The 24043-nt window shown below is 32.2% G+C and carries 24 protein-coding genes and 1 other annotated feature; of the genes, 17 read left to right on the plus strand and 7 right to left on the minus strand.

The features are described from left to right. The 6 genes from ACJAX4_RS06625 to ACJAX4_RS06650 all read right to left on the minus strand — a co-directional run. The coding region (locus tag ACJAX4_RS06625) for a flavodoxin family protein (RefSeq protein ID WP_435788663.1) at window positions 1-580 on the minus strand (580 nt) is incomplete at its 3' end. A 44-nt stretch (window positions 581-624) separates the two neighbouring features. Next, entirely contained in the window at window positions 625-1266 is a 642-nt protein-coding gene (locus tag ACJAX4_RS06630; RefSeq protein WP_435788664.1) for a hypothetical protein, read from the minus strand. 89 nt (window positions 1267-1355) lie between these two features. Then, window positions 1356-2033 (minus strand): DUF1048 domain-containing protein, encoded by a 678-nt coding sequence (locus ACJAX4_RS06635; RefSeq protein WP_435788665.1) that lies wholly within the window; start codon window positions 2031-2033, stop codon window positions 1356-1358. Then, a complete protein-coding gene (locus tag ACJAX4_RS06640; RefSeq protein ID WP_435788666.1) occupies window positions 2026-2358 on the minus strand; it encodes a PadR family transcriptional regulator in 333 nt (110 codons plus the stop codon). Before ACJAX4_RS06640 ends, ACJAX4_RS06635 begins: the two co-directional genes overlap by 8 nt. Before the next feature lie 117 nt (window positions 2359-2475). Next, a complete protein-coding gene (locus ACJAX4_RS06645) occupies window positions 2476-3156 on the minus strand; it encodes a hypothetical protein (RefSeq protein WP_435788667.1) in 681 nt (226 codons plus the stop codon). A 101-nt stretch (window positions 3157-3257) separates the two neighbouring features. Continuing rightward, the gene (locus ACJAX4_RS06650) at window positions 3258-3974 is read right to left on the minus strand and encodes an SGNH/GDSL hydrolase family protein (protein WP_435788668.1); all 717 of its coding nucleotides are present in this window, start codon (window positions 3972-3974) and stop codon (window positions 3258-3260) included. Window positions 3975-4281: 307 nt separating this feature from the next. Here ACJAX4_RS06650 and ACJAX4_RS06655 point away from each other — a divergent pair, with 307 nt between their 5' ends. The 5 genes from ACJAX4_RS06655 (at window position 4282) to ACJAX4_RS06675 (ending at window position 10485) form a co-directional block, all read left to right on the plus strand. Then, a complete protein-coding gene (locus tag ACJAX4_RS06655) occupies window positions 4282-7710 on the plus strand; it encodes a pyruvate carboxylase (protein WP_435788669.1) in 3429 nt (1142 codons plus the stop codon). Between the two features lie 196 nt (window positions 7711-7906). Beyond that, window positions 7907-8779, plus strand: a complete 873-nt coding sequence (speE, locus tag ACJAX4_RS06660) for a polyamine aminopropyltransferase (RefSeq protein ID WP_435788670.1) — start codon at window positions 7907-7909, stop codon at window positions 8777-8779. Window positions 8780-8874: 95 nt separating this feature from the next. Continuing rightward, the gene (locus ACJAX4_RS06665; RefSeq protein WP_435788671.1) at window positions 8875-9072 is read left to right on the plus strand and encodes a hypothetical protein; all 198 of its coding nucleotides are present in this window, start codon (window positions 8875-8877) and stop codon (window positions 9070-9072) included. A gap of 23 nt (window positions 9073-9095) precedes the next feature. Continuing rightward, a complete protein-coding gene (locus ACJAX4_RS06670; RefSeq protein WP_435788672.1) occupies window positions 9096-9512 on the plus strand; it encodes a hypothetical protein in 417 nt (138 codons plus the stop codon). Window positions 9513-9555: 43 nt separating this feature from the next. Further along, on the plus strand, window positions 9556-10485 hold the full coding sequence (locus ACJAX4_RS06675; RefSeq protein WP_435788673.1) for a BadF/BadG/BcrA/BcrD ATPase family protein: 930 nt from the start codon (window positions 9556-9558) through the stop codon (window positions 10483-10485). A gap of 94 nt (window positions 10486-10579) precedes the next feature. On the opposite strand, the gene ACJAX4_RS06680 is transcribed toward ACJAX4_RS06675, so the two are convergent. Then, window positions 10580-10927 (minus strand): hypothetical protein, encoded by a 348-nt coding sequence (locus tag ACJAX4_RS06680; RefSeq protein ID WP_435788674.1) that lies wholly within the window; start codon window positions 10925-10927, stop codon window positions 10580-10582. A 311-nt stretch (window positions 10928-11238) separates the two neighbouring features. Further along, window positions 11239-11544 (plus strand) — a binding site (T-box leader). Between the two features lie 49 nt (window positions 11545-11593). Here ACJAX4_RS06680 and trpE point away from each other — a divergent pair. The 12 genes from trpE (at window position 11594) to uxuA (ending at window position 24041) form a co-directional block, all read left to right on the plus strand. Further along, window positions 11594-13024 carry an anthranilate synthase component I gene (gene trpE, locus ACJAX4_RS06685; RefSeq protein WP_435788675.1) on the plus strand — a complete coding sequence of 477 codons (1431 nt, stop codon included), beginning with the start codon at window positions 11594-11596 and terminating at the stop codon, window positions 13022-13024. After that, window positions 13024-13611 (plus strand): anthranilate synthase component II, encoded by a 588-nt coding sequence (locus ACJAX4_RS06690; RefSeq protein ID WP_435788676.1) that lies wholly within the window; start codon window positions 13024-13026, stop codon window positions 13609-13611. The genes trpE and ACJAX4_RS06690 overlap by 1 nt, the downstream gene beginning before the upstream one ends. Further along, window positions 13592-14593, plus strand: a complete 1002-nt coding sequence (gene trpD, locus ACJAX4_RS06695) for an anthranilate phosphoribosyltransferase (protein WP_435788692.1) — start codon at window positions 13592-13594, stop codon at window positions 14591-14593. The genes ACJAX4_RS06690 and trpD overlap by 20 nt, the downstream gene beginning before the upstream one ends. Further along, window positions 14590-15357, plus strand: a complete 768-nt coding sequence (gene trpC, locus ACJAX4_RS06700; protein WP_435788677.1) for an indole-3-glycerol phosphate synthase TrpC — start codon at window positions 14590-14592, stop codon at window positions 15355-15357. The genes trpD and trpC overlap by 4 nt, the downstream gene beginning before the upstream one ends. Continuing rightward, window positions 15350-15892, plus strand: coding sequence for a phosphoribosylanthranilate isomerase (locus ACJAX4_RS06705; RefSeq protein WP_435788678.1), 543 nt, complete (start codon window positions 15350-15352; stop codon window positions 15890-15892). Before trpC ends, ACJAX4_RS06705 begins: the two co-directional genes overlap by 8 nt. After that, complete coding sequence (gene trpB, locus ACJAX4_RS06710; protein ID WP_435788679.1) at window positions 15882-17057, plus strand: tryptophan synthase subunit beta; 1176 nt, start codon at window positions 15882-15884, stop codon at window positions 17055-17057. Before ACJAX4_RS06705 ends, trpB begins: the two co-directional genes overlap by 11 nt. After that, window positions 17054-17845 carry a tryptophan synthase subunit alpha gene (gene trpA, locus ACJAX4_RS06715; RefSeq protein ID WP_435788680.1) on the plus strand — a complete coding sequence of 264 codons (792 nt, stop codon included), beginning with the start codon at window positions 17054-17056 and terminating at the stop codon, window positions 17843-17845. Before trpB ends, trpA begins: the two co-directional genes overlap by 4 nt. Before the next feature lie 155 nt (window positions 17846-18000). Further along, window positions 18001-18423, plus strand: a complete 423-nt coding sequence (locus tag ACJAX4_RS06720) for a flavodoxin family protein (RefSeq protein WP_435788681.1) — start codon at window positions 18001-18003, stop codon at window positions 18421-18423. 529 nt (window positions 18424-18952) lie between these two features. Next, complete coding sequence (locus ACJAX4_RS06725; protein WP_435788682.1) at window positions 18953-20137, plus strand: MFS transporter; 1185 nt, start codon at window positions 18953-18955, stop codon at window positions 20135-20137. 146 nt (window positions 20138-20283) lie between these two features. After that, complete coding sequence (gene uxaC, locus ACJAX4_RS06730) at window positions 20284-21690, plus strand: glucuronate isomerase (protein ID WP_435788683.1); 1407 nt, start codon at window positions 20284-20286, stop codon at window positions 21688-21690. A gap of 125 nt (window positions 21691-21815) precedes the next feature. After that, a complete protein-coding gene (locus ACJAX4_RS06735) occupies window positions 21816-22838 on the plus strand; it encodes a LacI family DNA-binding transcriptional regulator (RefSeq protein ID WP_435788684.1) in 1023 nt (340 codons plus the stop codon). Window positions 22839-22967: 129 nt separating this feature from the next. Next, entirely contained in the window at window positions 22968-24041 is a 1074-nt protein-coding gene (uxuA, locus tag ACJAX4_RS06740; protein ID WP_435788685.1) for a mannonate dehydratase, read from the plus strand. Window positions 24042-24043 lie beyond the last annotated feature (2 nt).

Consider the following 24043-nt stretch of genomic DNA (forward strand, 5'->3'; position numbering starts at 1 on the left):
AGAGGACCTTTTGAACTTGAAAGTTAATAAGCGAATTTAATGATGGTTTATAGTTTCCATTACTCATACTAAGATGTCTAATAAAATTCTCGCATTCACTTTGCGAGATTTTATTATTTATAGTTCGAATATTTCTACCTATTTTACCAGTATTAAATCCACCCCATTGAACTACAACTCTTTGTAAATATTTCAAAGTGGAGTTAAGACCAGAGCCTTTAGTTGTGGAAATTACAAGAATTGGTTTGCCATAAATTTGGGGGCGATGAAACCATCTACAGGTTCTGTCTACAAATGTCTTTAGCTTTCCAGATACATTTTCCATATAAACTGGCGAAGTTAAAATTAATCCATCACTATATATAATTTTATCCATAATATTTTCTACCTGATCATCTAATACGCATCCACCTTTAACTAAACAATGCTCACAACCAATACAAGCTTTAATATCATAATCAAAAAGATTTATTATTTCTATATCAATATTGTAACTTTTCAATATTTCACTAACCTCTGAAATTAGGTCGTAAGTATTCATTTTCCTATTGCTTGAATTTATTGCGAGTACTTTTAACATGTCATGTACCATCCCTTTAATTTTAGTTATAGAACTAGGTTATACTAATTTTTCATTTCTTTAATCTCATCTAGCATTAATAAATTTAATCTATTTATTTCTCTTCTTTTTTTCATTCGTTCTTTTATTAATTTACTTCTATAATCTATTTCAATTGATTCAACCTCCGATTTCATTGAATCGCAAATTTCGTATATATTTTTAAACTGTAATGCTGTTTGCTCAAACTCTTCATCAAAATTAACTATATCTTTATTTTCATAAACCATCTTAAGAGACTCTAATTGATATCTTATTGTCGTAGAAAATTGTATAAGAAGTTCATCTGATTTTATTTTATAAAGATATAATAATAATTCTGTGTAAATTCTACAAAGAGTATCATTGTCAAAAACATCTAAATTAATTTCACTGTAACCTAAAGTAACCTTTAAATTCAGGTGGAGTAATTTCCTTAATGAATTGAAATAATTTTCTGAAGCCCTTAAGCCATAAATTGTGGTGCTATTTTCTACCTTTTTAAAGAAATCATTTATTTCTTCAAAACTTACAAATAGTCTTATTTCACTATCCATTCTTATTAATCTAATTTGCTTTGTATCTTTAGAAATGTCTCCATTACTTAAAAATAACTTTCCCTCTGTAGCGCCTTTTATATTACTTACACACATCCACGTATCTGACATTTAGAAATCACCTCCTCAGTTTATATTTTATAATTTCACATATATGTATTATAACTTGTATCATTATTTTTTATCAATATATATATTCGTTATTTTTCTGAAAAATAATTACCTATGAAATATAAAGCAATCCCAATAATAAGAAATATAATTATATTTAATCTAAATAATATTATATTATCTACAAACATTAAAAAAGCAACCATTATACAAATTAATAAAATATTTAATACCCAAAGTATAAAATATTCTTTTATTTTACTAACCTTAGAAGGTTTCTTAAAACAGTCTTTTTTAAGGTAATGCATACCAGCACTTACCACAGGAGCTACAATCAAAAATTGAAAAATTAATTCTGGATCAAAGTTTAAATAAAAGGATAAATTATTAGCCCCATGACTTATAAACATATTAAAATTTTGTATAATATAATTAATAATTGATAGTATTATTATAAACTGCCCTGTGAACATAACATAATCACTACAACGTGATAAATAATTATAGCTTGCTTTATAGGTATTTACTATATCTTCACAGTAATGTTTAATATCAGGCGTGCCTAACACACTTTCAATACTTACACCTTGCTGCTCTGCATTTAAAAAGCTGTCTAGTATCTGTTGAAGAAATTCTTCTGAATCTTTTATTTTTATATTAGACATCCTCATATAAAGTATAATGTCATCAAATACTTTTTTATTTTCTAGAGATAAGGTTTTAGCTGATTTATTTAATTGCTTAATTAATGCACTTGTTTTAATCATTTAATTCTTCCCCCAATATCTTATTAACTGATTTTGAAATTTTATCCCAGGAGTTACAAAAATCTAAAAATTCCTGTTCCCCTAATTTAGTAAGAGAATAGTATTTTCGTTTTGGTCCCAGCGGGGAATCCCTGCTAATTGATGATAACAAACCATTTTTTTCTAGTCTAATTAGCAGGGGATATAAAGTTCCTTCAGATAGATCATCAAAACCACTGGTTTTTAGTGAACTGTATAATTCATATCCATAAGTTTCCTTTTGTAAAATTATTTTCAAAATACAACCTTCTAAAATTCCTTTCAATAGCTGAGAACAATTTGCCATTTAATATCACCTACCTTGTAATGCATCTTAGTAACTATATTGTATTGCAAGCATGTTGTTATGTCAAGAACTGGAAAAATAGCTCTTAAGATTATTAATCTTAAGAGCTATAGTTTATTACTCGTTATTATTCTGCAATTCATCAAACCTTTTCATGACCTCAGTATAGGTATCTTTACAAATCTGAGGTAACTCACTTTCTGTTGCTTTATTAAATTCTAAGCCTGCCTCCGAAAATCCTTTTTCTGTAGCGGCTCTCATTTGTTGTAATTTTTTTGGGTCATCTCCAGCTATAGCTTTTGCCATAGTCATTATACGATCTGCCACCGCGTTTATAGAATATGCGCCACCTTCTTCTATTGCTTTAGTAGCGCCTTCTGGAGTTGTTTCCAGTTTTGGGTATGCATTTTCTACAGAACCAAATATTTTAGTGAGTAAATTCGCAGTTTGTTTTGGTATTTCTTTTGTCTCATTTTGCATTGAGCTTCCAAGTAGACTATTCTGACTATTTATTGTATCCTGTATGAATTTTTTTATGAGATCTGTTTTAAAATTTGCCTGGTCCACTTTTAAAGCTTTAACTTCTTCTGTAGAAAGTTTTTTTCTTAGAGGCTTATAGGTTGAATTTGCTTCGTCTTTTTCTGTAGATTTAACAAATGTATCAGTTTTTAAATCTAGCGATGTCCCTTGGATTTTTGAAGTATCATTATTTCCATCATTTTTAGAAACTACTTTCTTTGTATCATTTGTAATTGCATAATTTGAGGTGGTTGTCTCTTTAATTCCAATGATATTCATATGTCTATATACTTCCCCCTTTGTCATTATTATTTTATCTTATTATATTATCGTTTATTTTTGTGTTTACTTAACAACAAGAGGGGTACAAGTGTTGACAGTTAAGGTTGTAGTAAAAAATTATAGTTATCATCCATAAATTTAAGTATTACAGTTGCTATTAATGATTGACCACCCATATTTGGATGTATCCCATCTTTACATAAGAACTGAGTGTAATCACTGAACTTTAAAAACTCTGATCTTACATCTATAAGTACAGTATTAGTTGCATTAGCTACCTCAGTGATTATATTGTTATATGAACTATGCCAGTTAAAAATATTATCCTTTGTACCTAACCAATGTAAAATGTTTTGCTCAGCAGAAGAATCTTCTTTTGCAACCCATTTAAAATATTTTAGTGGGTCCAGTGGTGGCAAAGTCATAAGCATAGGTAATATGTGATTAGTGTTTAAGGTTTCTATCATTGTGAGTAGGGTTTCACGAAAAGTAGAAATATCAGTATTTGGTTTATAATCCATGTCAGGATTTTTAGCAATGTCATCCCAGTTATAGTCACAGTCATTACCGCCAAATTCTATTAAAACAACATCAGGTGATTTTTTGATCACATCATTATACATCTTACTTGCGCCACGCATAATGGTATTACCAAATTTACCGGCATTGTATACTTGACCTTTTATTTTATCAGAAATGATGCTAGTAAAGTTTTCTTTTGAAGGTGTATACTTAGATTTTATATCATCATAAATAATTCCTCTTGTAATAGAATCACCAAAGGTTACAAAAATGTAACTATCTTTTATTTCCATAATTAACCTCCATAAAATTTAATTATAACGTATAAATTGATATACTTTATTCATATATTGTATATTAATAATATAGCATATAAATATTAACAATTCAATACATAGTTATAGTAACTATGTATTGCGAAAAATTCTATTTTCACTTAAAATGCAAATGATTATACTTAAAGCTATCTTTTACTATTATTATAAATAATATGACGGTGAGAAAAAAATAAAATTGTATTTTAATTAAAAATCATGTATTCTATTAAATAATGTTAATGAATAATAAAGCTAGTTAAAGGTTAAATAGGGGGTATGTAAAGTGAAGAAATTTAAACGAGTACTAGTAGCAAACAGAGGCGAAATTGCCATAAGAATTTTTAGAGCATGTCATGAACTTGGAATTCGAACGGTGGCAATTTATTCTAATGAGGATAAATATTCACTGTTTAAAACTAAGGCAGATGAAGCTTATTTAATTGGAGAAAATAGAAGTCCTGTTGAGGCTTACCTAGATATTGAGGAAGTAATTAGTATTGCACTTAAAAAAGGTGTGGATGCCATTCACCCTGGTTATGGATTTTTGTCAGAAAACCCTGAATTTGCAAAACAATGTGCTAGCGCAGGTATTGAATTTATAGGACCTACCGCGGAAATGATGGATAAACTTGGAGACAAAATCAAATCTAAAATTGTAGCAAAAGCAGTAGGGGTTCCAACTATACCTGGTGATGAAAAAAATATTGAAACAATAGATGATGCAAAGAAACTGGCAACGAAATGTGGATATCCGGTTATGCTAAAAGCTGTTGCTGGTGGTGGCGGACGTGGTATGAGAATTGTAAGAAGTGAAGATGAACTTGCTTCCGCGTATAGAAGTGCTAGGAGTGAAGCAAAGAAAGCATTTGGTATTGACCTCCTTTTTATAGAGAAATATCTTGAAAAGTCTAAGCATATAGAAGTACAGGTTCTTGGAGATAAATTTGGTAATATCGTTCATTTACACGAAAGGGATTGTTCTATTCAAAGAAGACATCAGAAGGTGGTAGAGTATACTCCTGCTTTTTCAATACCTGAAGAAAAAAGGAAAGAAATCTGTAGTGATGCCATAAAAATAGCTAAATCAGTAAATTATATAAGTGCGGGAACCTTGGAGTTTTTAGTGGATATGCATGGAAACCACTATTTTATAGAAATGAATCCAAGAATTCAAGTTGAACATACCGTTACAGAAATGGTAACGGGAATTGATATAGTTCAAAGTCAAATACTAATAGCAGAGGATTATGCACTAAATTCTCAAGAAATAGGAATTGTTTCTCAAGAAGATGTTAAAGTTTGCGGCTATTCTATTCAATGTAGGATAACAACAGAGGATCCTTCCAATAATTTTGCACCTGATACTGGGAAAATAGAAGAATATAGAACAGGTTCTGGATTTGGAATAAGGCTAGATGGTGGTAATGGGTTTGCAGGAGCTATAATTAGCCCTTACTATGATAGCCTTTTGGTCAAAAACATTTCATGGTCAAGAACCTTTAAGGATGCTATAAAGAAGTCTATAAGAGCTGTGGAAGAAACTAAAATTACAGGAGTAAAGACCAATATAGGCTTTTTAATTAATGTATTGAATCATCCTATTTTTTTAAAGGGTGAATGTAATACAGACTTCATTGAGGAAAATACTGATTTAATATCTATTGAACCTAAGGCAGATGAAGAAAATAGAGTGTTAAAATTTATCGGAGAAAAAGTAGTAAATGAAACTAATGGAATTAAAAACCTTTATGATGTTCCTGTAGTCCCTAAAATTATAATTCCTGAAACATTGAGTGGGACAAAACAGATTTTAGATATGCAAGGAACTAAGGGGCTTATAAAATGGATTAATAGTCAGAATAAATTATTGCTTACGGACACTACCATGAGAGATGCTCATCAATCCTTAATGGCAACTAGAGTAAGAACAAAGGATATGTTAAAGATAGCAAAAGCTACATCTATATATGGATCAGATTTGTTTTCACTAGATATGTGGGGGGGAGCTACTTTTGATGTAGCATATCGTTTTTTAAATGAATCCCCTTGGGAAAGGCTAGTAGAACTACGATCGAGGGTTCCTAATGTGCTTTTCCAGATGCTACTACGTGGTGCAAATGCAGTAGGTTATAAAAATTATCCTGATAATATAATTCGTGAATTTATTAAAGAATCTGCAAATACAGGCATTGATGTTTTTAGGATTTTTGATTCTTTAAATTGGCTAAAAGGAATGGAAGTTTCTATAGATGAAGTTGTTAAAAGTGGCAAAGTTGCAGAAGCTTGCATTTGTTACACAGGGGATATCTTAAATGACAAAAAGGACAAATATAATTTAGATTATTATATTAAGCTAGCGAAGGAAATTGAAAAAACAGGGGCACATATTTTAGGAATAAAAGATATGTCAGCACTACTAAAACCTCATGCTGCTTTTAAATTAATAGATGCACTCAAGAAAGAAGTTGGAATGCCTATACATCTCCATACTCATGACACTACAGGCAATGGTGTTGCAACAGTTCTTATGGCAGTAGAGGCCGGCGTTGACATTGTGGATACTGCTTTTAATAGTATGTCAGGACTTACAAGTCAACCTGCTTTGAACTCGGTTGTTGCAGCACTTACAAATACTGATAGAGACACTGGCATAGAACTCAAAGGAATTCAGAAGGTTTCAGATTATTGGGATGCAGTAAGACCAGTTTATCATAAGTTTGAATCGGGACTCAAATCTGGTTCCGCTGAAATTTATCGTTATGAGATTCCAGGAGGTCAATACTCTAATTTGAAACCTCAGGTGGAAAGTTTCGGACTTTCCCATAAATTTAGTGAAATAAAAGAAATGTATAAAGTTGTAAATGATATGGTAGGGGATATTGTTAAAGTAACACCATCCTCTAAAATGGTTGGAGATTTTGCAATATTTATGGTTCAAAATGATCTTACACCAGAAAATATATACCAAAAGGCAACTAATATATCGTTTCCAGATTCCGTTGTGGCTTATTTTAAAGGAATGATGGGTCAACCAATAGGTGGTTTTCCAGAAAAACTTCAGAATTTAGTTTTAAAGGGAGAGACGCCAATTACATGTAGACCTGGTGAATTACTTCCTGATGAGGATTTTAGTAAAATAGAAAAACACTTAATAGAGAAGCACAATATTACCCCAGACAAAAGAGATTTATTAAGCTATTCATTATATCCTGAGGTATTTGAGGGCTATATAAAGTATACAAAGGAGTTTGGAGATTTAAGTAGAATCGGAAGTGACGTTTATTTCCATGGGTTAAATGTGGGTGAAACTTGTGAAGCTGAAATTGCTGATGGAAAAGCTTATATGATAAAGCTTCTTAAAATAGGTAAATTAGATGTGGAAGGTAACAAAGTTGTTGCTTTTGAGGTGGATGGAAATAGAAGAGAAATAAAAATAAAAGATAGACATAATAAAAAATTGCAAGAATTTGAAACGTCAGAAATGGCGGATTCATCTAATCCATTAGAGATCGGAGCGCCAATACCTGGAGTTGTTTTAGCCATTCTTGTAAAAGAAGGGGATACAGTGACTGAGAATCAACCACTAATGACAGTTGAGGCTATGAAGATGGAGACGCGAGTAAGCGCCTCTACTGCAGGTGTGGTTGAGTCGATTAATGTTAAGGAAGGACAACAAGTAAAGTCCGGGGAACTTCTAATAAATTTAAAATAGGATTAGGAAAACAGTAAGGTTTATACTGAACACAAAGGAGATAAGGCCTTGCTTTATCTCCTTTGTTGGCGCAACGAAACACTGGTACGTTCAAGTTGAAATTTAAATTATGTATGATATAATTGGGATAAACAAATTTATCAACAAAAATCATAACATAAAAGATAGATATAGTTACTATATTGGAGGAATTATTATGAAAATGGATGAATTACCAAAGTATTTTAAAGAAATAGATAATGAACTATGGTTTGAGGAAGTTGAGGTTGAAAAGAAGAATTTAAAAATAACTTATAAAATAAACAAATGTTTTTCTTATTCAAAATCGCCTTATCAAGAGGTAGCTTTGATTGATACTGCAGCATTTGGACCTTGTCTTGTGCTTGATGGTGTAATGCAGACCACCTCTGCAGATGGTTTTATATACAATGAAATGATTACGCATATTCCAGTACTTACTCATAAAAAACCACGAAATGTTTTGGTGATAGGTGGAGGAGACTGTGGAGCAGTAAGAGAGTTATCAAAGTATGAGGAACTTGAAACAATCGATATGGTGGAGCTTGACGAACTAGTAACAGAAGAATGCATAAAATTTCTTCCACTGATAACGGGGGCTTCTGAATTTGATAAAAGAATCAATTTTAAATTCGGAGACGGTGTTGAATATGTAAAGACTACTGATATTAAGTATGACGTAATAATGGTTGATTCACCTGATCCTGAGGGACCAGCTAAGGATTTGTTTGGAGAAGAATTTTATAAAAATGTAAAAAAATCAATGAATCCTGACGGAGTAATGGTATGTCAGAGTGAATCTCCAATGCTTCATCGAAATATTATCGAGAATACAAGAAAGATATTAAAGAATAACTTTAAATTTGTAACCACATATATAGCATTTGTTCCTACATATCCAGGAGGATTATGGAGTTTTACTATGGCTTCAGATGTTTATGACCCTATTGATATGGACGTAAATAGATTGCCATTAAAAACTCGTTACTTAACAAAAAAAATTGCGAAATCTTGTTTTGATCTTCCTAATTTCATTAGTGATTTAAAATAAAAATTCTCTAGAATAGTAAATGTAACTACTGAAATATATATAAGTATTTCAGTAGTTTTTATATGCATAAATAAATTTTTAAGGGGGGAAGGATTATGGTTGACTTAAAAAGCATGAGCAAGAAAAAGAAAGCTGAATATATTTGGGATTATTACAAAGTGCATATTATAGGAACAATAGCAATTATATGTATAGTGGGTTCTCTTATACATAGTCAACTTACCAAAATTGATTATGTATTTAATTTAACGGTGATTGGAAACGTGGTAGATGTTAATAAGAAAATGATTTAGAAAATAAGCTTACAAGTATTGTCGTGAGTGACGGAGCAATTAGAAAACAGGCTATTGTTGATATAATACCACCAGCTAGTTCAAATAATCCCGCAGATATAATGCCAGTTGAATATATGCAGAGGTTTATGGCTATGCTCTCTGTTGAAGACCTTGATATTGTAATTATGGATAAAAACATATTTGAAACATTAGCTCAGCAGGATATATTATTAAGACTAGATAATACTCCCAGCCTAAATTTAGCTTCTATAAAAAATGAAAAGCTTGAAGCTAGGGCAGGTGACAATAAAATGGAAGTGTATGCTATAAATGTGGAGGGTATCGAGATACTTAAAGATATGGGGTATGATACAGAAAATAAGGTAATCAGTATTATTAGTTCAACTAAACAACTAGATAATGGGATTTTGGTACTTAAATGGTTGCTAAACAGATAATTACACTATTTTAAATAGTAATGTCTATGCAAAGGAGGTAAATATGACGCGGCAGGATGCATTAGTTATTATGGAAACGAAATATATATTAGGTGTGGATGGAGGTGGAACCAAGACTGAAGCTATAGCCTATGCTTTAGATGGTAGTGAGATTGAAAGAGGATATGCAGGTCTTGGGAATATACTTATAGATAAAGATCTAGCCCTTAATAATATACAGCTATCCATATCAGAATGTACAAAACAATTATCATTAGATAATTGTGTATACATGTGTTTAGGACTTGCAGGGTGTGAGGCAGGAGAAAATAAGACAGTAATTCAGCAGTTTTTAAAAAAGAAATTTAATTGCCCTATAAAAGTTATTAATGATGGTGAGTTAGCATTAAGTGCACTTCTAAAAGGAAATGACGGCATAATGACTATTTCAGGTACCGGATCTATTACAATTGGGAAAGATAATGGCTCATCTGTAAGAGTTGGTGGATGGGGTCACTTAATAGGGGACCAAGGTAGTGGATATTTTATAGCAATGGAGGCTATTAGAAGTGTTTTCTTAGAAAATGATCTGGGACTTGCTGATAGCAGCTTAACAAAAGAGATTTTTAAAAGTACAAACTGTGAAAATAGAGAAGAACTATTACAATTTGTTTATAATTCAAATAAAGGTGAAATTGCTTCATTAGTACCTGTAGTTTTAAAAATATGTGAGATTGGCGATAATATCTGTACTCAGATATTAAAAAATGCAGGTGTGGATTTAGCTCAAAATACTATTAGAGCAATTAAATTATTAGGGATTAAGGGTGAAATTCCATTAGCAATAAAGGGAAGTATCATAACTAAAATTCAGATTGTTAAAGATGAATTTATTAATGAACTCCGTATAAATAACATAGAAAGTAAGCTTTATGATGAAGATGTTTCATCAGCAAAAGGTGCATATTACCTAGGAATTAAAGAGGTGAAATAAATTGGAAGGAAAGTATATTGAAGATAATAAAAAAAACAGCACTAATACATGTGAGTATTAGCGCTACTAATATTATTCTTCTTATAAAACTTTTCTAACTACATATGAACATTTCTTTTTGATTCTCTGCACTATTGTAATTATAAAGTTCTACTAATTTTGTTCCTTTGTAATCTATGTGCACTTTTTCCTCATTAATAATAGTTACATTATTATTATATTTTGTGCTACGAATTCCACTTTTTGAAAAGGCTTCATCTTCCTTATATTTTATAAAGCCAGATTTTTTTAGTATTCCTAAATAGAAAGCAAATTCTTGTTTCTTGTCTTTTTCGTCTTCCTCTGTTAATTTATAATTTTCAATTTCAAATGACATTCCTGGCAAATTATCAGCATCGTAAATGTCAATTAGCATCTCTCGTTCTAACGTATTTAATTCCATATAATCCCCTCTCGCTAAAATATTAATGGTCATGATTCCGTTTATACTTTCTAACAAACTCAGCAAAAAGCTTGAGTAATATAATTATATTGCTTAAATATAGTATTTATTCCCAAATTAAGGATAATTTACTACGTTTGTAATTATATCATAAACATAGTATTTTATTTGTTATATTGTGGTGAGATTAAAAATAGATGTTCTACAATTTTCAACATATAATTACCTGCTGTATTTTAATATTTCATTAAGATAAAATATTAATTCTCGAATATTTGTTGACAAGTCTTAATTAAAGATGTATCATAACAGCAATATCAATGAGCAGAAAGAGTAAATAATGGAATTTAGTTTAAGCGAATCTAGGGTGGTGAAAGCTAGGTACTGTAGCCGTTATTGAATGGTTCTGTGAGATGTGGTGCGAAGTAGTAGTAGCATTAACCGGAGGGTCTACCGTTATATGGACAGGGTATCGAGAAATCTGTACCTGATAAAGATAGTTATTTAGGTGGTACAACGAAATTTTACATTTCGTCCTTTAGTGGGATGGGATGTTTTTGTTTTTTTTGTAGCACAATAGCTAATATGGGTGGCACCGCGGTCACTTCGTCCCATTAGTGGATGAGGTGTTTTTTGTGTTTAAAAAAATAACAGGGGGTAATTATAATGGTCAATTTTAATGAAAGTGAATTTAAGAGTAAAAAAAAATTAAATGCAATTTTCCCAATATTCATTAAAATGAATGGTGATGAATTCACACCGGTAAATATTTTTTATAAATTGTGTGGGGAATATAAGTTTTTATTAGAAAGTGCTTCAAATTCCAGCGATGAGGGAAGGTACTCTTTTATGGGAAGTAATCCTTATATGAGGATCAGTAGTCGAGGGGAAAATATAATTGTCACAAAAGGGGGAAAAATAAGGAGAGAAAAAGGTAAGATACTGGACTATGCGAAAGACCATTTACTTAGAACTTATGAAAGATTAGATTTAGAGCTACCTTTCATTGGAGGGTCAATAGGGTATATTGGTTATGACGTAATTAGACAATATGAGAAATTGCCTGATAGTAACCCGGACGAGCTTAATTTACCAGAGGCCTCTTTGCTTTTCTATAGAGATTTCATATGCTTTGATCATTTAAAGAACACCATACTGTTAGTTCACAATGTGTTCCCCACAGAGGATGAGGATTATAATACTGTTTTAGTTAAACTAAATAAAATGAAGATATTGATAAATGAAGAGCGTCCGAGTCATAAATTATCTAATACTTCACAAAACAAACAGATTATTTCTAATTATGATAAAGATGATTTTTGTAACATTGTTAATAAGGCAAAGCAGTATATAGCCTCCGGAGATGTGTTCCAAGTGGTGTTATCTCAAAGGCTCAAAATTAAAAATAATGTAGACTCATTTGAAGTATACAGGGAACTTCGGCGCAGTAATCCATCTCCATATATGTTTTATCTAGATTTTGAAGATTATAAGATTGCCGGAGCTTCTCCAGAAAGTTTGGTTAAAGTTAAAAATGACAAGGTAATAACAAATCCTATTGCGGGTACAAGGCCAAGAGGTAGCAATTCAAAGGAAGATCAAAAACTAGCAGAGGAATTGTTAAAGGATGATAAGGAAAGAGCAGAACATTTAATGTTAGTAGATTTAGGTAGAAATGATATAGGTAAAATTAGTGAATTTGGATCTGTAAGATTAGATAAGTTTATGGAGGTGGAAATGTTTTCTCATGTAATGCATATATGCTCCAAGGTATCAGGGACTTTAAGGAGTGGATTAAATTGCTTTAGTGCACTTTCATCTTGCATGCCAGTAGGGACAGTTTCTGGGGCGCCAAAGATAAGAGCTATGGAGATTATCGATGAACTTGAAAATGTGCGCCGTGGTATATATTCAGGAGCTATTGGTTATTTTTCTTATGATGGTGATATGGATACTTGCATAGCCATAAGAACCATAGTATTCAAAGATGATTTCGCTTATGTTCAAGCAGGAGCAGGAATAGTCTATGACTCAGTGCCTGAGTCTGAATACGCTGAAACACTAAATAAAACTATGGCTCTAACGGAGGTATTGTAATGATTTTAATAATTGATAATTACGATTCTTTTACCTATAACCTATACCAATATGTAGGAGAAGTATATAAGGATGTAAAAGTATTAAGAAATGATGAGTTCACAATTGATGGATTAAAAAAGCTGGCATTAGAAGGCATTGTTATTTCTCCAGGACCAGGAAGACCTGAAAATGCAGGCCTTTGTATTAAAGTTATAAAAGCTTTTGGAGGTGTAATACCAATTAAGGGAATATGTTTAGGACATCAAGCCATAGGGCATGTCTATGGTGGAAAAGTTATAGGTGCACCGGAAATAAAGCATGGGAAAACCTCTATTATTAAACATAATGGAAAAGACTTATTTAAAGATTTGAATGACAATTTAAAAGTGATGAGATATCACTCATTAGTTGTTGAAAGAAGTACACTTCCAGAAGTATTAAAGATAACTGCAGAAACACAGGATGGCTTAATAATGGGACTTGCGCATAAAGAATTCCAGGTATATGGACTTCAATTTCATCCGGAATCGATATTTACGGAAGAAGGAAAAATGATAATTAAAAACTTTGTGGAGGTGATTTGTAATATTAAAAATGGTGATTAGTAAAATCATATCTAAGGAGAACCTAACAGAGGAGGAAGCTTATATTTTTATGACTGGAATAATGAAAGGTGAGGCTACGCAAGCTCAAATAGGAGGTTTTCTTGTGGGGTTAAGAATGAAGGGGGAAACAATAGAGGAGATAACAGGTTGTGCAAGGGCAATGAGAGATAATGCAAAGTGTTTAACTTTAAAAAGTGAGTACGCTATTGATACCTGTGGAACTGGTGGTGACGGTGGTAAGACCTTTAATATATCCAGTGCTTGCGCAATAATAGCAGCAGCTGGGGGAGTTAAAGTGGCCAAACATGGCAATAGGGCGGTTTCTAGTAAAAGTGGAAGCGCTGATGTGCTATCTGAACTTGGAATTAATATAAATGTAGAGCCTAGCGCTGCAGTAAAATTAATCGACGAAAAAGGCATGGCTTTTCTATTTGCTCAAACTTATCATTTGGCTATGAAAAATGCTGCAGTAGCAAGAAGGGAAATAGGGACTAGAACTATTTTCAATATTTTAGGACCTCTCACAAATCCAGCGTTTGTACGTGGTCAAACCATTGGAGTCTTTAGTGAAGAACTAACTAACCCCTTGGCTAAAGTTTTAGAAAAACTTGGAGTAGAGAAGGCACTTGTAGTACATGGCATAGATGGGCTAGATGAAATAACTACTACGGGATTAACCTTCGTAAGTGAATTAAGGGATGGTATTGTATCGAATTATAATATATATCCAGAAGAATTTGGTATTAAAAGAGCAACTGCCATGGAGATACTTGGTGGAACTATAAAGGATAATGCAAATATAATATTGAGTATCTTAAACGGCGAAAAAGGTCCTAAAAGAGATATTATTGTAATAAACGCAGCGGCAGCATTATATGTAGGGAAAAAATGTGATAGCTTAAAAGAAGGAGTAACCTTAGCTAAGGAATTACTTGACACAGGCAGGGCTTATCGCAAGCTTCAGGAGCTAAGATTATCATGAATATATTAGATGAAATAATTCGAGATAAAATCATTCAGATTGAAAGAGAAAAAATCGAAAGACCTGTGCACAGTCTAATGAATACAGAATCTAGGAAAATAAGAAATTTTGAATCAGTACTTAAGACAAATGGATTATCAATTATAGGTGAAGTGAAAAAGGCATCCCCTTCAAAGGGAATTATTGATAAGAATTTTGAGCCCGTAAGGACTGCACTAAACTATGAAAAGTATGGAGTGGATGCTATTTCAGTTTTAACAGAGAAGAAATATTTCTTGGGAAATAATGGTTATATAAAATTGGTTAAAGAGAATTCTACTAGACCTATATTGCGAAAAGATTTTATTGTAGATAAGTATCAAATTTATCAATCTATTGAACTTTCCGCAGATGCTGTGTTGTTAATAGCTGCAATACTTAAGGATAAACTAAAGGCTTATTATGAACTTGCAACATCCCTGGGTCTTCATTGCTTGGTAGAGGTACATGATAGAGCTGAAGTAGAGCTTTCGCTAGAATGTGGATGTAATATAATTGGCATAAACAATAGGGATTTAAACGATTTTCATGTTGATATACACACTACAGAAAAACTAATGAAGTATATACCAAAAGATAAAATCGTTGTATCTGAAAGTGGAATAAGTTCTATTAGTGATCTTATGTATTTAAGGTCAATTGGAGCTGATGCTGTGCTTATTGGAGAATCTTTTATGAGAAATCCGGACATTGTAGGAGCATATCAAGGGGCTTGCCATGACTAAAATTAAGATTTGTGGAATTAGAAGGCCTGAAGATATAGAATATTTAAATAAGCTCCAGGTAGAACATGTAGGCTTTGTCTTTGCTGAAAGTAAAAGAAGAGTGAACATGGATGAGGAACCGTTAAAAGTATTAGAAATTGCAGAAAAGCTAAAGCTTCAGGTTCTTCAGTTTCATGGACATGAAACTCAGGCATATATTAATAAGTTTAAGGGTTTTGAGATTTGGAAAGCTATAAAAATTATTAGTTCGAAGAGTATATCTGAAGTTAAAAATTACAAATGTGAGAAATTTCTTTTGGATAATAGTATTTCAGGTTCTGGGGAAATATTTAAATGGGAACTTGTACAACAAAAGGTTAAAGGATCACAAATAATGCTAGCTGTTGGATTAACTAGTGAAAATGTAGCACAGGGAATAATACAGCTTACACCTTACGGGGTGGATGTATCCAGCGGTGTAGAGACACAGGGATTTAAAGATTATGAAAAGATGAAAAAATTTATTAGGAAGGTGAGGGAATTACATGAAAGGTAAATTTGGAAAATTCGGAGGACAATACGCTCCAGAAACAGTTATGAGTGCAGTTATAGAGCTTGAAGAGGAATATGAAAAGGCGATTTTAGACCCGGAGTTTATGGAGAAATATAGATATTACCTAAAGGACTACTCAGGAAGGGAAACTCCACTATACTATGCAGAGCATCTTACAAAAAAGTTAGGCGGAGCAAAAATATATTTAAAAAGAGAGGATTTAAACCATACAGGAGCTCATAAAATTAATAATGCACTAGGTCAGATACTACTAGCAATAAGAATGGGAAAGAAAAGAATAATTGCAGAAACCGGAGCAGGTCAACATGGAGTTGCTACAGCCACAGTAGCTGCTATGTTTGGGCTTCCCTGTGAGGTATTTATGGGGGAGGCAGACATACGAAGACAGTCTTTGAATGTTTTCAAAATGAAAATACTTGGCGCTAAGGTTACTTCTGTTACCACAGGCACCTGTACTTTGAAAGATGCAGTAAACGAAGCTATGAAAAACTGGGTTGCAAATGTGGAGGATACTTTTTATGTTATAGGGTCTACCGTTGGATTACATCCATATCCAACTATGGTAAGAGATTTTCAAAGGGTTATTGGAGATGAGGCAAGGAGACAAATATTATTCAAAGAAAATAGACTACCAGATTATATTGTAGCTTGCATTGGTGGTGGAAGCAATGCTATGGGTATATTTTATCCTTTTATTAATGATAGTGCTGTAAAACTTGTCGGAGTTGAAGCTGCAGGAAAAGGGCTAAATACCGAGAAGCATGCCGCAACGATATCCAAGGGCAACATAGGCATAATTCACGGAATGAAGACTTATGTACTTCAAGATGCGGATGGTCAAATAATGCCTGTATATTCAATATCGGCGGGGCTTGATTACCCAGGGGTAGGACCGGAACATGCACATTTATATGACATTAACAGGGCACAATATGTCTCGGCTACAGATGATGAGGCTATCGATGCCTTCATGGAGCTTTCAAAAGTAGAGGGGATAATTCCCGCTATAGAAAGTGCTCATGCGATTGCTTATGTTATGAAGCTAGCGAAAGAGTTACCTAAGGATAAAATAATAATTATTAATCTTTCTGGACGAGGCGATAAGGATATAAATACTGTCGCAGCTTTAATGGGGGTGAAACTATGAATAGAATAGTTGAACGATTTAATTATCTTAAGGAAAAAAACGAAAAAGCCTTTATTCCTTTCATAACTGCTGGTGATCCGAATTTAGATACCACCTTAAAATTAGTTATAGCCCTTGAAAAAGCTGGGGCGGATATAATAGAAATCGGAGTTCCTTATTCTGACCCTATGGCAGATGGTCCCGTGATACAAGCTTCCTCTACAAGAGCTTTAGCAGGCGGTACTAAAATCAGTTCAATTATGGAAAAAGTAAGTGAAATAAGAGAAAAAACACAGATTCCACTAGTATATTTGCTTTATTATAACTCAATATTCAAATACGGACTTGAAAGATTCTTAAAACAGTGCCAGAAGGTTGGCGTTGATGGTTTAATCATTCCTGATCTTCCATTAGAAGAGAGGGCTGAAGTAATAGAAATTGCTGATAAATACGACATCTGCATAATACCAATGGTAGCTCCAACTTCCAAAGCTAGAATTAGTGCGATAACTAATATGGCGAAAGGGTTTGTATATTGTGTTTCTGTGAATGGAGTAACGGGCACAAGGCAAAATATTAATACAGATATAAAGGAATATATGAATCTAATCAAAGGCTATACAAACATGCCAAGGGCCCTTGGTTTTGGTATTTCTAGTGCTGAAATGGCAGAGGCCTATGCCCCATATTGTGAAGCTATTATTGTGGGAAGCGCAATAATAAAATTGCTGGCTGAAGGTGGAGCACAGGAAGATATAATAAAAAGAGTTTATGATTTTGCTGTAGGAATAAAGAATGCTGTAAAATAAATACATGGTGTCACTCGCGTGGCGTGCGGGTTTGGAAAGTCTATATTGTAACTTAACTAATTTTTATATGATTTTCACCAAATATAGATTATACTATATTTGGATAAGTATAGCGTAAAAATCTTATTATACGGATAAATATAGGAGATGATATTGTGAATTATAAAGTTATTTATTTTACAAGAGATGGAAATAGCAAGAGGATAGGTGAAAAAATAGCAAATAAACTTTCCTGTGAGGTTATAGAAATTACAGATAATATGAATTGGAAGGGTATTTTAGGATATTTAAAAGCTGGATATTATTCTTCAAAAAATAAGAGTGTTGATATAAAAATTAATGGTGATTTAAGTAATACTGATGAATTTATTGTAGTTACGCCATTGTGGGCTGGCGGGGCAGCACCCGCTATTGGAACTTTTTTAAAAACAACTTCATTAGATAAGATACATCTAGTAGTAGCTTCTATGGGTAGTAATATAAAAGATCGTTTGGGATTTAAATCAGTTAGTGATATTACCAGGAGTAAAAAAAATGAAGATGTTATTATAGATAATCTTGTAAAGAGCTTATTATAATAAAGCGAATTTTATAAGGAAGCCAAAGGGCTTCCTTTTGACGTTTTATTACTATACTTTCCTAAAAAGTGGGTAATGAACTAAACATACTTTCACATCATACAGTAATACAGAAAGCTTATATGAGGTGAAAATATGCATTATTATCGTTTATATATTTAGTTTAATGGGTATTCTAAATGATATTCAACTAATGTTGTGACATATCGGTAAAATATTAAGTATTAATTGAAGTTGTTTTATATTTACACTTTGCTTTGCATTAAAGCCATATTATCATAAACAAGCTATTAAAATTATCAAGAAAAGTTAATAGTCGTCGTTGACATCATATATTAATACTGAAAAAACTATAATATGAGTATATAAAATCTACATTATTATTCAATAAATTTCAAAGAAGGTATTCTTGATTGCATGTAGAAATTTATATGATGATAGTATATTATATAGACTAGCCCTAAGAAAAAGGAGGGGGTAGCTAAATACATTATGTTCATTTTTATAACATCAGGAGGAATTTAACTATATGAAAAAAACATCATTTTACTCGAATCTTGACAAGAACAATAAGTACATTTTAATTTGTTGCTTTTTTGTTTTTGCAGTCAATGGACTATATTCTATGATTTTAGGTTCGCTGCTACCAATAATTAGTAATGAATATGGGCTAAACAATACAGTAAGTGGCGCATTACTATCTGCGCATCAAGCAGGTAACCTAATAGCTGGCTTTATTGCAGGGGTCTTGCCTCTTTATTTAGGACGAAAAAAATCCATAATGTTTTTATGTAGCTTTGTTGTTATGGGATTTTCAATTATGATTTTAACAGGCAATCCAGTTCTACTTATTTTAGGGTTTTTATTTACGGGGCTCAGTAGGGGAAGTATCTCAAATTTTAACAACACTATTGTAAATGAGGTTTCAAATAGTAGTTCAGCAGCTCTTAATATTTTACATAGTATTTTTGCAATTGGTGCATTAAGTGCTCCATTTCTAGTTATATTTAGTACTAAGATAGGTGCAGAGAATGGTTGGAAAATAGCTTCAGGGGTTATTATCATTCTTGCAATTTTTTCTATATTTCTTTTTTCAAAAATGGAAATAGATGATGTGGCTAAGGAAAAGAAGAAAGTTAAAGTATCTTATGAATTTCTTCAAAATAGATATTTTTTAATTACTGTTGGAATTTTATTTTTTTACTTGTCTGCAGAAGCAACTATTAATGGATGGATGGTTAAGTATTTTATTGATTCGAATATCATGTCAATAGAATATGCTCAAATGCTTGCTTCTTTATTATGGGTAGTTATCCTTATTGGTAGATTAACTTGTGCATTTCTAGGAGATAAAGTATCAAAGAAAGCATTGATTCTGACAACAAGCATTGGGACCGCAGGTTTTTATTTATTGCTACTTTCATCACGAAACTTAACGGTTATTACTATAGCTATAATGGGACTCGGACTATCTATGGCAGGTATTTATCCTACAACAATTTCTATTATTGGGAACACCATTAAAAAATATCCAATGTCAATGGGAGTATTGCTAATGGTAGGCAGTGTTGGAGCTATCATAATGCCAATTATAACAGGTGCATTATCCGATGCTTTTGGGATTTTGGCTGGTATGAGTGCTACTGTGGTTGCTATTATTTTAATGATAGTTTGTGTGATTTTAAGTGTGATAAGCAAAACAGAGAATGTATAGAATTATTTTTATACATGTTTAAAAAGTAAAAGTGGTTATTGTTTGCACTATTGCATTATCAAATACTTTAGTTTATAATGAAACCAAGTTAACAAGATTGTTCACGTTAACATTAACAAAAAATATATTTAAAGAAGGGTGAAGTTATGAAAAAATTTATGGGCGAAAATTTTTTATTATCGAACGATACAGCAATAAATTTATATAACGATTATGCAAAAGATATGCCTATTATTGATTACCATTGTCATCTAAGTCCAAAAGAAATCTTTGAAAATAAGGGATTTAAAAATATAACTGAAGCATGGTTATATGGTGATCATTATAAATGGAGAGCTATGAGAAGTAATGGTATAGATGAAAAGTATATTACTGGAAGTGCTAGCGATTATGAAAAATTTATGGCATGGGCAAGAACAATGCCAATGGCTATAGGTAATCCTCTTTATCATTGGACTCATTTAGAACTTCAAAGATTCTTTGGAATATATGATGTGCTAAATGAAAAAACTGCACCTGCAATTTGGGAAAAAGTAAATACACAACTAAATGGACAAGGCTTTGGAGCAAGAGATTTGATTAAAAAATCTAATGTTAAAGCACTATGCACAACAGATGATCCAATAGATTCATTAGAATATCATATAAAAATCAAGGAAGATGCAACATTTGATGTAAAGGTTTTGCCGGCTTTAAGACCTGATAAAGGACTTCAAATAAACAAAGACACTTTTATTCCCTGGGTTGGAAAGCTTGAAAAAGCATCTGAAATAGGTATTAAAAACTATCATGAATTTTTAAAAGCTCTAGAATCAAGGGTGAGATTCTTTAACGAAGTTGGATGTAAAATATCAGATCATGGTATAGATAGTTTAATATATATGGAAGCTTCACTTGAAGAAGTATCTGATATATTTGCAAAGGCATTAAAAGGAGAGACTATTTCCATAGATGAAGAAAGCAAATATAAGACATATACATTACAATTCTTAGGCGGATTATACTCAGAGCTTGAATGGACAATGCAACTTCATCTTGCGGCGCAAAGGAATAACAATACAAAAATGCTAAACCAATTAGGACCAGATACTGGATTTGATTCTATTAACGATGAACAAATAGCTTATCCTGTTTCAAGATTTCTAGATTCATTAGAAAATCAAAATTCTCTTCCTAAAACTATACTATATACTTTAAATCCAAAAGATAATTATGTTCTTAGTACTATGCTTGGAAACTTTCAAGGTACACAGGTTCCAGGAAAGATACAGTTTGGAGCAGCTTGGTGGTTCCTAGACAATAAAGAAGGAATGATTGAACAAATGAAAACCTTAGCCAGTACTGGTCTTTTAAGCCGTTTTGTGGGAATGCTAACAGATTCAAGAAGTTTTTTATCTTATACAAGGCATGAATACTTTAGACGAATATTATGCAATTTAATCGGCGAATGGGCTGAGAATGGTGAAGTACCTGATGATATGGAGCTTTTAGGAAATATTGTCAAGGGGATATGTTACAATAATGCAAAAGGATACTTTGGCATAGATTGTTAATGAAAACAGTAGTTACTATGACACAATTGTTCATTAGTAATACTATGGTAAATTAGAAAATTTAGTTAAGTGGGTTTATATATGGTATTATATAAGTATTTACTAGTGATATAGGGGTGTTAATAATGGAAGTGACAATAAAAGATATAGCTAAAATCGCGAATGTTTCACATACTACTGTTTCTAGAGCACTTAATGACAGCCCTTTTATAAATGTAGAGACAAAGGCTAAAATAATGGCAATAGCAAAGGAACTTAACTACGTAACAAATTATAGCGCTAAAAGCTTGGTGTTAAATAGATCCTATAACATAGGACTTATTTTTACTACTATAAGTGAAGCAACAGCATCAAGTTTTTTTCATGAAACAGTAAATGGTGTAAACAGTGTCATAAAAGAAAGTTATAACTTAGTAGTTAGAGGAATTGATGATTACAAAAACTTTACATTCATTAATAAGAGAAGCTTTGATGGTATTATACTTATGAGTCAAAGTGACAGTGATAATTCTTTTATATATTATTTAATGGAGAAGAAAATTCCATTAGTTGTTTTAAACAGAGATATAAATGAAAGTTCTTTAGTTAATATATTATCATCAGATAAAAAAGGTGCTTATGAGGCTGTAATGTACCTAATAGAAAATGGACATAAAAACATAGCTATAATAGAAGGTAAAGAGGGGTTTAATTCTACTATAGAGAGAAAGAATGGATTTTTGGATGCATTAATTGAAAGCAAACTTCTAATAAAAAATGAATACATGGCCCAAGGAGATTTTACCATTGGAAGTGGATACAGTGCTATGAAAAAGATATTGAAATTAAGAACTATCCCAACAGCAGTATTTTGCTCAAATGATGAAATGGCAGTAGGAGCAATGAAAGCTACATTTGAAGCGGGACTAGATGTTCCGAGTGACATTTCAATTATGGGGTTTGATGGTAATCAGTTAGGTGCGTATCTAAGGCCAACTTTAACTACAGTAAGAAGACCTATTATTGAAGTAAGTAGAAAAGGTGCAGAAAAACTTTTGAATATTATAGGGAGTAGTAGTATTAAAGGGAAAAGTGATATAATTAACGGAGAAAAGATATATATAAATACAGAGCTTGTTGAAAGAAACTCAGTGGCAAAGATAACATAATTTTAAATTAAGTGTCAAAAATTGTTCACGTTAACAAACAAAAACGGTTTAGGGTGATTAGAATAAGGCTGATCTTCACGCACATATTAAAAATAGATATAAAATAATAAATATGAGGAGGACGATTTTATGAAAATGACATTAAGATGGTTTGGAAGCAATCACGACTCAGTTACACTTAAGCAAATAAGACAAATTCCGGGAGTAACTGGTGTTATTACAACCCTTTATGATATTCCAGCAGGAAAGGCATGGCCACTAGAGAATATCTTAAAGATAAAAGAAGAAGTTGAAGCAAGTGGACTAAAAATTGAAGGTATAGAAAGCGTAAACATTCATGATTCTATTAAAATAGGACTTCCTGAAAGAGAACAATACATCCAAAGTTATATTGAAACACTAGAAAATCTAGGTAAAGCAGGTATTAATATGGTTTGTTATAACTTTATGCCTGTATTTGACTGGACTCGTTCAGAACTTGCTAAAATGCGCGAAGATGGTTCAACTGTTTTATCATATGACCAGGAGATAATAGATAAAATTGAACCTGAAAAAATGTTTGAGCAAATCGATAAAAACAGTAATGGTTTCGTAATGCCAGGTTGGGAACCAGAGAGACTTGAATACGTACAAGAATTATTTGAGAAATACAAAGAGGTTAGTGAGGAAAAATTATTTGATAATCTTGTATACTTTCTAAATAAGATTCGTCCAGTATGTGAAAAATACAATATAATGATGGCAATTCACCCGGATGACCCTGCATGGCCTGTATTTGATTTGCCAAGGATAATAAATAATAAAGAGAACATTCTAAAACTCCTAAAAGCGGTAGATGCAAAATTCAATGGTCTTACATTGTGCACAGGTTCACTCGGTTCAAACCCTAAGAATGATATCTGTGATATAATTCGCAGCGCAAAAGGAAGAATTCATTTTGCACATACACGTAATTTAATTCATTATGCACCAGGTAAATTTGATGAAGCGGCTCATTTATCGAGGGATGGTTCACTAGATATGTATGAAATAATTAAAGCATTACATGAAACTGGATTTGATGGGCCAGTACGTCCTGATCATGGTAGGGCTATATGGGGCGAAGTTGCAATGCCAGGATATGGCTTATATGACCGTGCACTAGGAGCTACTTATCTAAATGGTTTAATAGAGGCAATTGAAAAATCAGACAAAACAAAATAGAT

The sequence above is a fragment of the Clostridium sp. genome (assembly GCF_051278035.1).
Taxonomy (GTDB): domain Bacteria; phylum Bacillota; class Clostridia; order Clostridiales; family Clostridiaceae; genus Clostridium_AD.